The organism is Ancylobacter dichloromethanicus (assembly GCF_018390645.1).
Taxonomy (GTDB): domain Bacteria; phylum Pseudomonadota; class Alphaproteobacteria; order Rhizobiales; family Xanthobacteraceae; genus Ancylobacter; species Ancylobacter dichloromethanicus.
In genome coordinates, this window is sequence record NZ_JAHBGC010000020.1 from 491,453 (window position 1) to 506,448 (window position 14,996).

At 66.2% G+C, this 14,996-nt stretch carries 14 protein-coding genes; all 14 read left to right on the top strand.

Going from position 1 to position 14,996, the window contains the following annotated elements; genetic code table 11:
• Nucleotide 1: 1 nt before the first annotated feature.
• The 14 genes from nuoG to proS all read left to right on the top strand — a co-directional run bounded on the left by nuoG (nt 2) and on the right by proS (nt 14,917).
• On the top strand, nt 2–2,080 hold the full coding sequence (gene nuoG / locus KHC23_RS11030; protein ID WP_213372410.1) for an NADH-quinone oxidoreductase subunit NuoG: 2,079 nt from the start codon (nt 2–4) through the stop codon (nt 2,078–2,080).
• A gap of 13 nt (nt 2,081–2,093) precedes the next feature.
• A complete protein-coding gene (gene nuoH / locus KHC23_RS11035; RefSeq protein ID WP_213372412.1) occupies nt 2,094–3,128 on the top strand; it encodes an NADH-quinone oxidoreductase subunit NuoH in 1,035 nt (344 codons plus the stop codon).
• A 1-nt stretch (nt 3,129) separates the two neighbouring features.
• Nucleotides 3,130–3,393 (top strand): hypothetical protein, encoded by a 264-nt coding sequence (locus tag KHC23_RS11040; protein ID WP_213372414.1) that lies wholly within the window; start codon nt 3,130–3,132, stop codon nt 3,391–3,393.
• A 10-nt stretch (nt 3,394–3,403) separates the two neighbouring features.
• Entirely contained in the window at nt 3,404–3,892 is a 489-nt protein-coding gene (gene nuoI / locus KHC23_RS11045; protein ID WP_013166662.1) for an NADH-quinone oxidoreductase subunit NuoI, read from the top strand.
• Between the two features lie 108 nt (nt 3,893–4,000).
• Nucleotides 4,001–4,606: an NADH-quinone oxidoreductase subunit J gene (locus KHC23_RS11050; protein ID WP_213372416.1), complete on the top strand. Its 606-nt coding sequence runs from the start codon at nt 4,001–4,003 to the stop codon at nt 4,604–4,606.
• 2 nt (nt 4,607–4,608) lie between these two features.
• Entirely contained in the window at nt 4,609–4,917 is a 309-nt protein-coding gene (gene nuoK, locus KHC23_RS11055; RefSeq protein ID WP_192638322.1) for an NADH-quinone oxidoreductase subunit NuoK, read from the top strand.
• Nucleotides 4,918–4,927: 10 nt separating this feature from the next.
• Entirely contained in the window at nt 4,928–6,859 is a 1,932-nt protein-coding gene (nuoL, locus tag KHC23_RS11060; RefSeq protein WP_213372418.1) for an NADH-quinone oxidoreductase subunit L, read from the top strand.
• A complete protein-coding gene (locus KHC23_RS11065; protein ID WP_213372420.1) occupies nt 6,859–8,373 on the top strand; it encodes an NADH-quinone oxidoreductase subunit M in 1,515 nt (504 codons plus the stop codon). The genes nuoL and KHC23_RS11065 overlap by 1 nt, the downstream gene beginning before the upstream one ends.
• Nucleotides 8,374–8,404: 31 nt before the next feature.
• Nucleotides 8,405–9,832: an NADH-quinone oxidoreductase subunit NuoN gene (nuoN, locus tag KHC23_RS11070; RefSeq protein ID WP_213372422.1), complete on the top strand. Its 1,428-nt coding sequence runs from the start codon at nt 8,405–8,407 to the stop codon at nt 9,830–9,832.
• A gap of 2 nt (nt 9,833–9,834) precedes the next feature.
• Nucleotides 9,835–10,590, top strand: coding sequence for a biotin--[acetyl-CoA-carboxylase] ligase (locus tag KHC23_RS11075; protein ID WP_213372424.1), 756 nt, complete (start codon nt 9,835–9,837; stop codon nt 10,588–10,590).
• 71 nt (nt 10,591–10,661) lie between these two features.
• Nucleotides 10,662–12,290: a ribonuclease J gene (locus tag KHC23_RS11080; protein ID WP_246544576.1), complete on the top strand. Its 1,629-nt coding sequence runs from the start codon at nt 10,662–10,664 to the stop codon at nt 12,288–12,290.
• A 136-nt stretch (nt 12,291–12,426) separates the two neighbouring features.
• The gene (gene mce / locus KHC23_RS11085) at nt 12,427–12,831 is read left to right on the top strand and encodes a methylmalonyl-CoA epimerase (protein WP_213372428.1); all 405 of its coding nucleotides are present in this window, start codon (nt 12,427–12,429) and stop codon (nt 12,829–12,831) included.
• 9 nt (nt 12,832–12,840) lie between these two features.
• Nucleotides 12,841–13,116, top strand: a complete 276-nt coding sequence (locus KHC23_RS11090) for a DUF1467 family protein (protein WP_213372430.1) — start codon at nt 12,841–12,843, stop codon at nt 13,114–13,116.
• A 478-nt stretch (nt 13,117–13,594) separates the two neighbouring features.
• The gene (proS, locus tag KHC23_RS11095) at nt 13,595–14,917 is read left to right on the top strand and encodes a proline--tRNA ligase (protein WP_213372432.1); all 1,323 of its coding nucleotides are present in this window, start codon (nt 13,595–13,597) and stop codon (nt 14,915–14,917) included.
• Nucleotides 14,918–14,996 lie beyond the last annotated feature (79 nt).

Sequence of the window (14,996 nt, forward strand, 5' to 3'; positions counted from 1 at the left end):
CATGGCCAAGATCATCGTCGACGACATCGAGCTGGATGTTCCGCCGGAGTTCACGCTGCTCCAGGCCTGCGAGGCGGCGGGGGCGGAAATCCCGCGCTTCTGCTTCCACGAGCGGCTGTCCATCGCCGGCAATTGCCGCATGTGCCTCGTCGAGGTGAAGGGTGGACCGCCCAAGCCGACGGCGAGCTGCGCCATGAATGTGCGCGACCTGCGCCCCGGCCCCAATGGCGAGCCGCCCGTCGTGCTCACCAAGAGCCCGATGGTGAAGAAGGCGCGCGAAGGGGTGATGGAGTTCCTGCTCATCAACCACCCGCTCGACTGCCCGATCTGCGACCAGGGCGGCGAGTGCGACCTGCAGGACCAGGCCATGGCCTATGGCGTGGACACGTCCCGCTATGCCGAGAACAAGCGCGCGGTCGAGGACAAGTATATAGGCCCGCTGATCAAGACCTCGATGACCCGCTGCATCCAGTGCACCCGCTGCGTGCGCTTCACCACCGAGGTGGCGGGTGTGGCCGAGCTCGGCGCCATCGGGCGCGGCGAGGACATGGAGATCACCACCTATCTCGAAGCCGCGCTGTCTTCCGAGCTGCAGGGAAATGTCGCCGACCTTTGCCCGGTCGGCGCGCTGACCCAGCGCCCCTATGCCTACCATGCCCGGCCGTGGGAACTGTCCAAGACCGAATCCATCGACGTGATGGACGCGGTCGGCTCCAATATCCGCGTCGACACGCGCGGCCGCGAGGTCATGCGCGTCCTCCCGCGCCTCAATGAGGGCGTGAACGAGGAGTGGATCTCCGACAAGACCCGCTACATCTGGGACGGGCTGAAGACCCAGCGGCTCGACCGCCCCTATGTGCGCGTCGGCGGCAAGCTGACGCCGGCGAGCTGGCCACAGGCCTTCGCCGCCATCGCCGAGAAGGTGAAGGGTGTGCCGGGCAACCGCATCGGCGGGCTGGTCGGCGACCTCGCTTCGGTCGAGGAGGCCTTCGCGCTCAAGTCCCTCCTGACTGCGCTCGGCTCGCCCAACATCGACTGCCGCCAGGATGGGGCCAGGATCGACCCCGCGCTCGGCCGCGCCAGCTATCTGTTCAACGCCTCCATTGCGGGGATCGAACAGGCGGACGCGCTGCTGATCGTCGGCGCCAATCCGCGGCTTGAGGCGAGCGTGCTGAACGCGCGCATCCGCAAGCGCTGGCTGCAGGGGGGCTTCCCCATCGGCCTGATCGGCGAGCATGTCGACCTGACCTATCCCTATGAATATCTCGGTGCCGGCTCCGACACGCTGGCCGACCTCGTCGGCAACGGCAGCTTCGCCGAGACGCTGAAGGGCGCCCAGCGGCCGCTGATCCTGATCGGGCAGGGCGCGCTCGCCCGTCCGGACGGCGCGGCGGTGCTGGCGCTGGCGGCGCGGCTGGCGGAGGCCGTCGGCGCGGTGAAGGAAGGCTGGAACGGCTTCTCGGTGCTGCATAATGCGGCGTCCCGCGTCGGTGCGCTCGACATTGGCGCGGTACCGGGGGAGGGCGGTCTCGACGCGGTGGCGATGACCGATGCCGGCGGCGTCGACGTGCTGTTCGCGCTTGGCGCAGATGAGATCGACATCGCTCCCGGCGCCTTCGTGGTCTATCTCGGCACCCATGGGGACCGCGGCGCGCACCGCGCCGATGTCATCTTGCCGGGCGCCGCCTATACCGAGAAATCCGGCACCTATGTGAACACGGAAGGACGGGCGCAGATCGCCAACCGCGCCGCCTTCCCGCCCGGCGAGGCGCGTGAGGATTGGGCGGTGCTGCGGGCATTGTCCGATGTTGTCGGTCATCGCCTGCCCTTTGACAGCCTGTCGCAGCTGCGCGCCGCGCTCTATGCGGCCCATCCGCACCTCGCCCGGATCGACCATGTCGCGCCGGCCGATCCGGCCCCGGTGCTCGCTTTGGCGGCCTCCGGGGGGGCCCCGGCAAGCGGGCCGTTCAAGGCTGCCGTGACCGATTTCTACCTCACCAATCCGATCGCCCGCGCCTCCGCCGTGATGGCCGAATGCTCCGCGCTCGCGTCCAGCCGCCACGCGGCGGCGGCCGAGTGAGGGGAGGGAGTACATGACCGAAACTAGCTGGTTCGACACGCTGATCCAGGTGCTCATCATCGTCGCCCAGAGCCTCGCGCTGCTGGTCGGGCTGCTGATCATCGTCGCCTATGTGCTGCTCGCCGACCGCAAGATCTGGGCGGCGGTGCAGCTGCGTCGCGGCCCCAACGTGGTCGGGCCGTTCGGCCTGTTCCAGTCCTTCGCCGACCTGATCAAGTTCGTGCTGAAGGAGCCGGTGATCCCCGACGGTTCGAACAAGGGCGTGTTCCTGCTCGCGCCCTTCGTCACCTGCCTGCTGGCGCTCGCCGCCTGGGCGGTGGTGCCGATCGACGCCGGCTGGGTGGTGGCCGACATCAATGTCGGCGTGCTCTACATCTTCGCCATCTCGTCGCTCAGCGTGTACGGCACCATCATGGCCGGCTGGGCGTCGAACTCGAAATACCCGTTCCTGTCGGCGCTGCGCGCGGCGGCGCAGATGGTGTCCTACGAAGTCTCGATCGGCTTCGTCATTGTCACCGTGCTGCTGTGCGCCGGCTCGCTGAACCTGACCGCGATCGTCGAGGCGCAGAACAGCCAGTGGGGCCTGCTCGGCTGGTACTGGCTGCCGCTGTTCCCGATGTTCGTGATCTTCTTCATCTCGGCGCTGGCCGAGACCAACCGTCCGCCCTTCGATCTCGGCGAGGCGGAATCGGAGCTGGTGGCCGGCTTCATGGTGGAGTACGGCTCCACCCCGTACATGATGTTCATGCTCGGCGAGTATGTGGCGATCATGACCATGTGCGCGCTGACCACGCTGCTGTTCCTGGGCGGCTGGCTGCCGCCGGTGCCGGTCGCGCCCTTCACCTGGGTGCCGGGAATCATCTGGTTCCTGCTCAAGGTTCTGCTGGTCTTCTTCATGTTCGCCATGGTGAAGGCGATGGTCCCGCGCTACCGCTACGACCAGCTGATGCGGCTGGGCTGGAAGGTGTTCCTGCCGATCTCGCTGGCGATGGTGGTGATCGTGGCGTCGGTCCTGCACTTCAGCGGTCTGGCGGGCGCGGGAGGATGAGATGGATGAGGGCACGCTCGGCGCCCTGATGGAAGCCTCCGCCGTCGGCTGGGTCGGCGCGCTGGCGGGTGCGATCTTCGGCGCACTCGAATGGTTCATTCTGCCGGGGGTCGTCGAAACGTCGATCCGCGGTTCCAAGGAGGCCCGCAAGCTGAGCCCGGATCAGCTTGTGGGGGTGATTTCGTGGTGGAAGACCGTGATTCGCGTCTTCGCCGTTTCGATGCCGCTGGTGGGCTTCGGCCTTGCCGCGGCGATGGCCGAATGAGGAGGGCGATATGAGATTGGATCTGGCCGCACGCCAGCTGCTGCTCACCGAGTTCGTCTCGGCGTTCTTCCTGGCGATGCGCTATTTCTTCAAGCCGAAGGCAACGCTGAACTACCCGTTCGAGAAGGGGCCGGTCAGCCCGCGCTTTCGTGGTGAGCACGCGCTGCGCCGCTACCCGAACGGCGAGGAGCGCTGCATCGCGTGCAAGCTGTGCGAGGCGATCTGCCCGGCGCAGGCGATCACCATCGAGGCCGGCCCGCGCCGCAATGACGGCACCCGCCGCACGACGCGTTACGACATCGACATGGTGAAGTGCATCTATTGCGGCTTCTGCCAGGAAGCCTGCCCGGTGGACGCCATCGTCGAGGGGCCGAATTTCGAGTTCGCCACCGAGACGCGCGAGGAACTCTATTACGACAAGGCCAAGCTGCTCGCGAATGGCGACCGCTGGGAGCGCGAGATCGCGCGCAACATGGCGCTAGACGCGCCGTATCGTTGAGCGCGCGGGGGAACGGGACGTGAAGACCGAAACGATACGGGCCGCAAAGGCCCATTGCGACGCGCAGGTCGAAAAGACGCGCGCGGGAACGACTGGGGGGTGCCGGGCATGAGCCTCGCCGCGCTGTTCTTCTATCTCTTCGCCGGGGTCGCCGTGGCGTCGGCGTTCATGGTCATCGCGTCGCGGAACCCGGTTCATTCGGTGCTGTTCCTGATCCTGACCTTCGTCAACGCCTCCGGCCTGTTCATCCTGATCGGCGCCGAGTACATCGCGATGCTGCTCATCGTGGTCTATGTCGGCGCGGTGGCGGTGCTGTTCCTGTTCGTGGTGATGATGCTCGACGTCGACTTCGTCGAGCTGCGCCAGGGCTTCCTGCAATATCTGCCGGTGGGCGCGCTGGTCGGACTGGTTTTCCTTGCCGAGCTGGTGCTGGTGGTCGGCTCGTGGACCTTCGGCGAGGGTGTTACCGGGGCGGTCACTTCCGCGGTTCCCGAGGTGTCGAACGCGGTGGCGATCGGCCGGGTGCTCTATACCGACTACGTCTACTTCTTCCAGGCGTCCGGCTTCATCCTGCTGGTCGCCATGATCGGTGCCATCGTGCTGACGCTCCGCCACAAGGAGAACGTCAAGCGCCAGAGTATCCCGGTCCAGAACGCGCGCACCAAGGCGATGGCGATCGACGTCGTCAAGGTGCCTTCCGGCAAGGGGCTCTGAGCATGGTGATCGGCCTTCCGCACTACCTGACCGTCGCGGCGATCCTGTTCACGCTCGGCACGCTCGGCATCTTCCTCAACCGGAAGAACGTCATCGTCATCCTGATGTCGGTCGAACTCATCCTGCTGGCGGTGAACATCAACCTCGTCGCCTTCTCGGTCTTCCTCGGCAACATCGTCGGACAGGTCTTCGCGCTGTTCGTGCTGACGGTCGCCGCCGCCGAGGCCGCCATCGGTCTCGCCATCCTCGTGGTGTTCTACCGCAATCGCGGGTCGATCGCCGTCGAGGACATCAACACCATGAAGGGCTGAGCGGGCATTCATGTACCAGGCGATCGTCTTCCTCCCCCTTGTCGGCTTCCTCATCGCCGGCCTGTTCGGCCGTCTGATCGGCGCACGCGCCTCGGAGCTGGTCACGACCGGGCTGCTTTTCATCTCCGCCTTCTTCGCGTGGATCGTGTTCTTCCAGACCGCCTTCGGCGGCCATGACGGCACGGTCGAACTGTTCACCTGGATGGCGGCGGGCAAGCTCGACGTCACCTGGGCGATCCGCGTCGACACGCTTACCGCGGTGATGCTGATCCTCGTCACGACGGTGTCCTCGCTCGTGCACCTCTACTCCATGGGGTACATGCACGAGGATCCGAGCCGGCCGCGCTTCTTCGCCTATCTCTCGCTGTTCACCTTCGCCATGCTGACGCTGGTGACGAGCGACAACCTCGTGCAGTTGTTCTTCGGCTGGGAGGGCGTGGGTCTCGCCTCCTATCTGCTGATCGGCTTCTGGTACGACAAGCCGTCGGCCTGCGCTGCGGCGATGAAGGCCTTCATCGTCAACCGCGTCGGCGATTTCGGCTTCGCGCTCGGCATCTTCGCCATCTACCTGATGACCGGCTCGGTGGCCTTCGAACAGGTCTTCGCCGCGGCGCCCGCGCTGATGGACAAGAACATCCTGTTCCTCGGCCATGAGTGGCACGCGCCGACCGTCATCTGCCTGCTGCTGTTCATCGGTGCGATGGGCAAGTCGGCCCAGCTCGGCCTGCACACCTGGCTGCCGGACGCGATGGAAGGCCCGACACCGGTCTCGGCGCTCATCCACGCCGCGACCATGGTGACCGCGGGCGTGTTCATGGTGGCGCGCATGTCGCCGCTGTTCGAGCTCTCGCCGATCGCGCTCAACGTGGTGCTGTTCGTCGGTGCCTCGACCGCCTTCTTCGCGGCGACGATCGGCTGCGTGCAGAACGACATCAAGCGCGTGATCGCCTACTCGACCTGCTCGCAGCTCGGCTACATGTTCACCGCGCTCGGTACCGGCGCCTATTCGGTCGGCGTGTTCCACCTGCTGACCCATGGCTTCTTCAAGGCCCTGCTGTTCCTGGCGGCCGGCTCGGTCATTACCGCCATGCACCATGAGCAGGACATGCGCCACATGGGCGGCCTGTGGCGGAAGATCCCCTTCACCTACGCCACCATGATGATCGGTGGCCTGGCGCTGACCGGCTTCCCCTTCACCGCCGGCTACTATTCGAAGGACGCGATCATCGAGACCGCCTTTGTCAGCCACAGCCCCTTCGCCACTTATGCCTGGGTGATGACGGTGGCGGCGGCGGCGCTCACCGCCTTCTACACCTGGCGGCAGATGTTCATGACCTTCCACGGCGAGACCCGCGCGGATCACCACACCTATGACCACGCGCACGAATCGCCGCTGACCATGCTGATCCCGCTCGGCGTGCTGTCGCTCGGCGCGCTCTTCGCCGGCATGATCCTCTATCCCTACTTCGTCGGGCACGACGTGGATCAGTTCTTCCGTACGGCGATCTTCATGGGGCCGGAGAACGAGATCCTCGAAGAGATGCACCACATCCCGTTCTGGGCCAAATGGGCGCCGACGGTGATGATGGCGATCGGCTTCCTGTTCGCCTACTGGATGTACGTGGCCAACACGGCGGTGCCGAAGGCGCTGGCGAAGCAGAACGATGTCTTGTACCGCTTCCTGCTCAACAAGTGGTACTTCGACGAGATCTACGACTTCCTGTTCGTGCGCCCGACTTTGTGGCTCGGCAATTTCCTGTGGAAGCAGGGTGACGTGCGGGTCATCGACGGCTACGGCCCGAACGGCGTCTCGGCGCGGGTCATCGACGTCACCAACCGGGTCGTGCGACTGCAGACCGGCTATCTCTACCACTACGCGTTCGTGATGCTGGTGGGTGTCGCAGCCTTCATCACCTGGTTCATGTTCGGGGGCGCGCACTGATGTACGACTGGCCCATTCTCTCCGTCGTCACCTTCCTGCCGCTGGTCGGTGCACTGCTGATCGTGCTGATGATCCGCGGCGACGACGAGGTGGCCAAGCGCAACGCCCGCTGGGTGGCGCTGTGGGCGACCCTCGTAACCTTCATCATCTCCCTGCTGCTGCTGTTCGGCTTCGACCCGTCGAACCAGGACTTCCAGTTCGTCGAGTATCATCCCTGGCTCGGCAGCGTCGCCGCCTATCGGATGGGCGTCGACGGCATCTCGCTGCCTTTCGTGCTGCTGACGACGCTGCTGATGCCGATGTGCATCCTCGCCAGCTGGGAGGCGATCCAGCACCGCGTCAAGGAGTACATGATCTGCTTCCTGGTGCTCGAAACGCTGATGATCGGCACCTTCTCCGTCCTCGACCTGCTGCTGTTCTACTTCTTCTTCGAGGGCGGCCTGATCCCGATGTTCCTCATCATCGGTATCTGGGGGCACGGGCGGAAGGTCTACGCGGCCTTCAAGTTCTTCCTCTACACGCTGGCCGGTTCGGTGCTGATGATGCTCGCCATCATGGCCATCTACTGGCAGGCGGGCACCACCGACATCGCCGTGCTGCTGAAGCACGATTTCCCGGAGGGCATGCAGTACTGGCTATGGATCGCCTTCTTCGCCTCCTTCGCGGTGAAGATGCCGATGTGGCCGGTGCATACCTGGCTGCCTGACGCGCATGTCGAGGCGCCGACGGCGGGCTCGGTCATCCTGGCGGCGATCATGCTGAAGATGGGTGGCTACGGCCTGCTGCGCTTCTCGCTGCCCATGTTCCCGGACGCCTCGGCCTATTTCGCGCCCTTCGTCTTCACCCTCTCGGTGATCGCGATCATCTACACCTCGCTGGTTGCGCTCCGGCAGGAGGACATGAAGAAGCTGATCGCCTATTCCTCCGTCGCCCATATGGGCTATGTGACGATGGGCATCTTCACCCTGACCCAGGAAGGCATCCAGGGCGCGGTGTTCCAGATGGTCAGCCATGGCTTCGTGTCGGGCGCGCTATTCCTGTGCGTCGGCGTGCTCTACGACCGCATGCACACCCGTGAGATCGCTGCCTATGGCGGCCTCGTCTTCCGCATGCCGGTCTACGCCACGCTGTTCATGGTGTTCACCATGGCCAATGTCGGCCTGCCGGGCACGTCGGGCTTCGTCGGCGAGTTCCTCACCCTGTTGGCCGCCTTCGGGCGTAACACCTGGGTCGCCGTCTTCGCCACCACGGGCGTCATCCTGTCCGCTGCCTATGCGCTCTGGCTCTACCGCCGGGTCATCTTCGGCGCGCTGGAGAAGGAAAGCCTCAAGGGGCTGCGCGACGTCAACGCGCGCGAACTGGCGACCCTGGTCCCGCTGCTGTTCTTCACCATCCTGTTCGGCGTCTGGCCGCAGCCGATCCTCGACGCCTGCAACGTCGCGGTGAACGCGATCGTCGCCCGCGCCGATGTCGCGGCCGGCGCCATCCGGGCCGCCGCGCTGGTGCTGCCTTGATCCGATACATGACCATCGCGGAGCCCCTGCAATGACCCTCACCCTCGCCGCGCTCGGCCCCGCGCTGCCCGAATTGCTGCTGGCCGCCGCCGCCATCGGGCTGCTCATGCTCGGTGCCTTCGGCGGTCCGAAATCGACCGACACGGTGAACGGGCTGGCGCTCGCCGCCCTGTTCGCGGCGCTGGTGCTGGTGCTGCTCGGCCCCAGCAACGCGACATTGTTCAATGGCGCCTTCCAGGTCGACGAGTTCGCCCGCTTCATGAAGGTACTGGCGTTGCTCGGCGCCGGCGGCACGCTGGCGATGTCGGTCGACTGGCTGAAGGCGGAGAAGCAGGCCCGCTTCGAATACGCCATTCTGGTGCTGCTCTCGACGCTCGGCATGATGATGCTGATCTCGGCCGGCGACCTGATCGCGCTCTATATGGGGCTCGAACTGATGAGCCTGGCGCTGTACGTGATCGCGGCCAACAACCGCGATTCCGTGCGCTCGACCGAAGCCGGCCTGAAGTATTTCGTGCTCGGCGCGCTGTCGTCGGGCATGTTCCTCTATGGCGCCTCGCTGATTTACGGCTTCACCGGTTCGGTGAATTTCGCGCAGATCGCGGAGGCCGCCCGCGAGCCGTCGCTCGGCCTGATCTTCGGCATCGTGTTCACCTTCGCCGGCCTGTGCTTCAAGGTCTCGGCGGTGCCGTTCCACATGTGGACCCCGGACGTCTATGAGGGCGCGCCGGCGCCGGTGACAGCGTTCTTCGCCTCGGCGCCGAAGGTGGCGGCGATGGCGGTGTTCGTGCGTTTCGCCATGGAAGCGCTGCCCAATGTCACCCATCAGTGGCAGCAGATCATCGTCTTCGTCTCCATCGCCTCGATGGCGCTGGGCTCGTTCGGCGCGATCGGCCAGCGCAACTTCAAGCGCCTGATGGCCTATTCCTCGATCGGCCATATGGGCTTCGCGCTGGTCGGCCTCGCCGCCGGCACCGAGCAGGGCGTCGAGGGCGTGCTGGTCTACATGTCGATCTATCTGGCGATGACGCTCGGCGCCTTCGCCTGCATCCTGTCGATGCGGCGCAAGGACGGCATCGTCGAGAACTACGAGGAGCTCGCCGGCCTCGCCCACACCAATCCGGTGAAGGCGTTCATGCTGGCGGTGCTGATGTTCTCGCTGGCCGGCATTCCCCCGCTCGCGGGCTTCCTCGCCAAATACTACGTGTTCCTCGCTGCCATTGAGGCCGGGCTCTATGCTCTCGCGGTGATCGGCGTGCTGACCAGCGTGGTTGGCGCGTTCTACTATCTGCGCATCGTCAAGATCATGTATTTCGACGAGCCGGCGGCGGCGTTCGAGCCGATGCCGTCGGAACTGCGCGCCGTGCTGGCGGTGTCCGGCCTGTTCACCCTGCTGTTCTTCGTCTATCCGGCGCCGCTGATCGCGGCGGCGGGCGTGGCGGCGCGGGCGCTCTTCTGAGAATGGCGCTCCCGCCGGTGGCGACGCCGGTCGTCCGTTTCGACACTGTCGGCTCGACCAATCAGGAAGCCCTCGCCCAGGCCGGCGGGATCGCACCGCGCTGGTTCGTCGCCGGTCGGCAGACCGGCGGGCGCGGCCGGCGTGGCCGGCCCTGGACGTCCGAGCCGGGAAATCTCTACGCCTCGCTGCTTCTTGCCGACGCCGGGCCGGCGGCGAACCAGCCCGAACTCTGCTTCGTGGCGGCGCTTGCGCTCTACGACGCGGTGCGGGCCGTCACCGGCATCGACCCGTTGCGCATCGACCTGAAATGGCCGAACGACGTGATGATCGACCGGGCCAAGCTCGCCGGCATCCTGCTGGAGGGGACGCTGACGCCGGGCGGCCGGCCGGCGACAGTGATTGGTTTCGGGGTCAATTGCGCGCACCATCCCGAGGGCACGCCGTACCCGACGACGGATCTTGCGGCCGCCGGTTATCCTACCGAGCCGCCGGCCATGCTCGCCGCCCTCGATGCGGCGATGCGGGCGCGGCTCGCCGAGTGGGCGGGCGGGGCGGGTTTTGCGGTCACGCGCGAGGCCTGGCTGCGCGTGGCCTCCGGGCTTGGCCGGGCCGTGACGGTGCGGACTGGCGGCCGCGAGGTCGAGGGAGTATTCGAGGCGCTCGACGCGTCGGGCGCCATGGTGCTGCGCCGGGCGGACGGCGTGCGCGAGACAATCAGTGCAGGCGACGTGTTTCCCACGTCGGCCGCGCCAGTGTGAAAGGCAGGAATGTGAGCAAGTGGCCGGACGAACTGGTCTTCGCTCCCCTCGGTGGGGTCGGCGAGATCGGGATGAATCTCGGGCTGTATGGCCTGGGGCCACGCAACCGGCGCAAATGGCTCGCGGTCGATCTCGGCATCTCCTTCGCGCCACCGGAGGTGCCCGGTATCGACATCATCATGCCCGATATCTCCTTCCTCGAAGGCGAGGCGGATGCCGGCAATCTTGTCGGGCTTGTCATCACCCATGGCCATGAGGACCATGTCGGGGCGCTGGTGGACCTGTGGCCGCGGCTCGGCTGCACGGTCTACACGACCCCGTTTACCCATGCGCTGGCCGAGGCGCGGCGGTTGGGCGAGCCGGGGGCGCCGAAGATTCCGTTCCACATCGTTCCCACCGGCGGGCGCACCAACATCGGGCCGTTCGACGTCGAGTTCGTGCCGGTTGCGCATTCGATTCCCGACAGCCATTCGCTTGCCATCCGTACCCCGCTCGGGCTGGTGGTGCACACTGGCGACTGGAAGATCGACCCGACCCCGGTGGTCGGCAACGTCACCGATCCGGCCCGCTTCTCGGCGCTGGGCGATGAGGGCGTGCGGGCGATCATCTGCGATTCCACCAACGCTATTCGTGACGGCATCTCCCCTTCCGAAATCGACGTTCAGGGCACGCTGACGGAACTGATCGCGGCCGCGCCGCACCGCGTGGCGGTGACGACCTTCGCCTCCAATGTGGCCCGGATCCGCTCCATCGCCGAGGCGGCGGTGAAGACCGGCCGGGAGGTCGTGCTGGTCGGCCGCGCCATGGAGCGGGTGATCGGGGTGGCGCGCGAGCAGCACATGCTCGACGGGCTGCCGCCGTTCCGCCCCGTCGATGCCTACGGGTTCCTGCCGCGCGACAAGGTGGTGGCGATCCTCACCGGCAGCCAGGGCGAGCCGCGCGCGGCACTGGCGCGCATCGCCGATGACGACCACCCCGACATCGCGCTGTCGCCGGGCGACCATGTCATCTTCTCCTCGCGCACCATTCCCGGCAATGAGCGGCCGGTGAACCGCATCATCAACGCGCTGGTGCTGCAGGGGGTGAAGGTCATCACCGATCGCGACGGGCTGGTGCATGTCTCCGGCCATCCGCGCCGCGGCGAGATGGAGCAGATGTACAAATGGCTGCGCCCGCAGGTGTCGGTGCCGGTGCATGGTGAACCGCTGCATCTGTCGGAGCATGCCGAGCTTGCCCGCCGCATGGGCGTGCGCGAGGTGATCCGGCTGGTGGATGGCGACGTCGTGCGCCTCATCAGTGCCGATCCCTCGCTGGGCGCCGAGGTGATCGAGGAGATTCCTTCCGGCCGCCTCTACAAGGACGGGCATGTCCTGATCGGCGCGGAAGACCCCGCCATCGCCGAGCGCCGGCGCCTCTCCTTCAGCGGGCTGGTCTCGGTGGCCATCGCCATGTCGTCGAAGGGCGACGTGGTCGGCGATCCGATGATCGACCTGTCGGGCCTGCCCCGCCTTGGCATCGGCGGCACGCCGCTCGACGAGGTGGTGGAGGACGCGGTGCTGAACTGCCTCGACGGCCTGCCCAAGGGGCGCCGCCGCGACCCGGACGCGGTTGCGGAATCGGTCACGCGGGCGGTGCGCGGTCAGATCAATGCGGCGTGGGGCAAGAAGCCACTCTGCCATGTGCTGGTGATCACGGTATGACGTGCGGGACGGGAGCCGGCCCGGGCGAAGGGTGAGGGCCCGTTGACCCGGTGGCGGGCTCCATCGGCGCCGCCGCCGGACGCCTCGGGTCTCGCCGCCCGAGGCGGGCAGGGCGGCAAGGGGGAAGGGTGCTCGCATGATCGGTCGTCTGAACCACGTCGCCATCGCCGTGCCGGACCTCGACGCCGCGATCGCGGTTTATCGCGACACGCTCGGTGGCGATGTCTCCGGCATCGCGCCCCAGCCCGAGCATGGCGTGAACACGGTCTTCGTCACGCTGCCCAACACCAAGATCGAGTTGCTCGGCGCGCTCGGCGAGGCCTCGCCCATCGCCAGGTTCCTGGAGCGCAATCCCGAGGGCGGCGTGCACCATCTCTGCTATGAGGTGGAGGACATACTGGCGGCGCGCGACCGCCTGGTGGCGGCGGGGGCGCGAGTGCTGGGCTCGGGGGAGCCGCGCATCGGCGCCCATGGCAAGCCGGTGCTGTTCCTTCACCCGAAGGACTTTCTCGGCACCCTTGTCGAACTGGAACAGGCGTGAGGCGGCACAATGGGCGTCACCACTTATATCGCGATCTACTTCATCGTCTGGTGGGTGGTGATCTTCGCCGTGCTGCCCTTCGGCGTGCGCTCCCAGCATGAGGATGGGGTGGTCGAGGACGGCACAGAGCCGGGCGCTCCCCAGCGCCCGCTGCTGCTGCGCAAGGCGCTGGTGACGACGGTGGTGGCGGCGGTGATCGTGCTGCTGTTCGCCTGGCTGGTGGAAACCGAGCGGCTGCGCCTCGATATGTTTCCGATGCCGTTCCAGCTCTACGACGTGAAGTGAGGCGCCCTCGGGCAAGGACCGCCGTCGCGGAGCCCGCCCTGCCGAGGGCTCGATGTCGCGGTCAATTTCACGGAGTCGCGGCAAAAAAAGAGGCGGGACCGAGGTCCCGCCTTCCTGTTTGGCCGCCCGCACCTGATTCCGCGCCGTTTCGGCGTCTGCCAGGGGGCTTTCTTAGCCGTCATTCCTCCCGAGACCTGGACCGATCATCACGCTCTGTCGAAGCGATCAGCGGACCTCTTTCTAGAGGCCGGCACCATAGAGCAGAAAAGACGATCTTGTCATCCTTGCGTCGCAATAGAACCATGGTGCATTGCAACAGAAATGGGCGTGTAGTCGTGGCAACGCTCGAAACTCAGGCAGTGCGCGGTGCTTCCATGCCCAGCCTCGGCCGTGGGGCTTGTGTTTTGCCGGACGATCCGGTTTCACTCCGCCATCGCCGCCGCGCTGCCGATCCCGGCCGAATCGTGAGTTTCCGCTGATGCGCCTGTCCCGCTACTTCCTTCCCATCCTCCGCGAAGTTCCGAAGGAAGCGGAAATCGTCTCCCATCGCCTCATGCTGCGCGCCGGCATGGTGCGCCAGGAGGGCGCCGGCATCTATGCGTGGCTGCCGCTGGGCAAGCGGGTGCTGGACAAGATCTGCAACGTCATCCGCGAGGAGCAGAACCGTTCCGGCGCCATCGAGATCATGATGCCGACCATCCAGTCGGCGGATCTTTGGCGCGAGAGCGGGCGCTATGACGACTATGGCAAGGAGATGCTCCGCATCAAGGACCGGCACGAACGCGACATGCTCTTCGGGCCAACCAATGAGGAGATGCTCACCGAGATCGTCCGCGCCTATGTGAAGTCCTACAAGGACCTGCCACTGAACCTCTACCACATCCAGTGGAAGTTCCGCGACGAGGTGCGCCCGCGCTTCGGCGTCATGCGCTCGCGCGAATTCCTGATGAAGGACGCCTATTCGATCGACCTCGATTTCGAGAACGCGGTCATCGCCTATAACCGCATGTTCGTCGCCTATCTCAGAACGTTCGCCCGGCTCGGGCTGAAGGCGATCCCGATGGTGGCCGACACCGGTCCCATCGGCGGCAATCACAGCCATGAATTCATCATCCTCGCCTCCACCGGCGAGAGTCAGGTGTTCTGCCATTCCGACTATCTCGAGATGGCAACGCCCGATGTCGACGTCGACTTCCAGGACCCGGCCGCGCTGCAAGAGATCGTGAACCGCTGGACCAGCCTTTATGCGGCCACGGAAGAGAAGCATGACGAGGCCGCGTTCGCAGCGGTTCCCGAGGGCGAGCGCCTCTCTGCGCGCGGCATCGAGGTCGGTCACATCTTCTATTTCGGCACCAAATATTCCGAGCCGATGGGCGCCAGGGTGACCGGTCCCGACGGGACGGAGACGCCCGTCCATATGGGCTCCTACGGCATTGGTCCCTCGCGTCTGGTCGCCGCCATCATCGAGGCGTCGCATGACGAGAACGGCATCATCTGGCCGGAGGCGATCGCGCCGTTCCGGGTCGGCCTGCTGAACCTCAAGGTCGGCGATGCCGCGACGGACGAGGCCTGCGAGGCCATCTATGCCGGTCTGGTCGCGCGCGGCGTCGACGTACTGTACGACGATACACAGGAGCGGCCCGGCTCGAAGTTCGCCACGGCGGACCTGATCGGCCTGCCCTGGCAGATCATCGTCGGTCCCAAGGGGCTGGCGGGCGGTACGGTGGAGTTGAAGCGGCGGTCGGACGGTTCGCGCGAGACGCTTTCCGTCGAGGCGGCGCTGGAGCGGATCATCGGTTGATCCTGGACGCGCGCGGCCATCGCGGCCGGGCGAAAGGCGGAGCAGGCATGGCGGCCCAGAGCGAAGCGCGTCGGACCAA

Bases quoted from the DNA above. Each gene is read 5' to 3' on its own strand.
- nuoI (WP_013166662.1), top strand. From the start codon at position 3,404: ATGAGATTGGATCTGGCCGCACGCCAGCTGCTGCTCACCGAGTTCGTC.
- nuoG (WP_213372410.1), top strand. From the start codon at position 2: ATGGCCAAGATCATCGTCGACGACATCGAGCTGGATGTTCCGCCGGAG.
- KHC23_RS11080 (WP_246544576.1), top strand. From the start codon at position 10,662: ATGAATCTCGGGCTGTATGGCCTGGGGCCACGCAACCGGCGCAAATGG.
- nuoL (WP_213372418.1), top strand. From the start codon at position 4,928: ATGTACCAGGCGATCGTCTTCCTCCCCCTTGTCGGCTTCCTCATCGCC.
- KHC23_RS11090 (WP_213372430.1), top strand. From the start codon at position 12,841: ATGGGCGTCACCACTTATATCGCGATCTACTTCATCGTCTGGTGGGTG.
- mce (WP_213372428.1), top strand. From the start codon at position 12,427: ATGATCGGTCGTCTGAACCACGTCGCCATCGCCGTGCCGGACCTCGAC.
- proS (WP_213372432.1), top strand. From the start codon at position 13,595: ATGCGCCTGTCCCGCTACTTCCTTCCCATCCTCCGCGAAGTTCCGAAG.
- KHC23_RS11050 (WP_213372416.1), top strand. From the start codon at position 4,001: ATGAGCCTCGCCGCGCTGTTCTTCTATCTCTTCGCCGGGGTCGCCGTG.
- nuoN (WP_213372422.1), top strand. From the start codon at position 8,405: ATGACCCTCACCCTCGCCGCGCTCGGCCCCGCGCTGCCCGAATTGCTG.
- KHC23_RS11075 (WP_213372424.1), top strand. From the start codon at position 9,835: ATGGCGCTCCCGCCGGTGGCGACGCCGGTCGTCCGTTTCGACACTGTC.
- nuoK (WP_192638322.1), top strand. From the start codon at position 4,609: ATGGTGATCGGCCTTCCGCACTACCTGACCGTCGCGGCGATCCTGTTC.
- nuoH (WP_213372412.1), top strand. From the start codon at position 2,094: ATGACCGAAACTAGCTGGTTCGACACGCTGATCCAGGTGCTCATCATC.
- KHC23_RS11040 (WP_213372414.1), top strand. From the start codon at position 3,130: ATGGATGAGGGCACGCTCGGCGCCCTGATGGAAGCCTCCGCCGTCGGC.
- KHC23_RS11065 (WP_213372420.1), top strand. From the start codon at position 6,859: ATGTACGACTGGCCCATTCTCTCCGTCGTCACCTTCCTGCCGCTGGTC.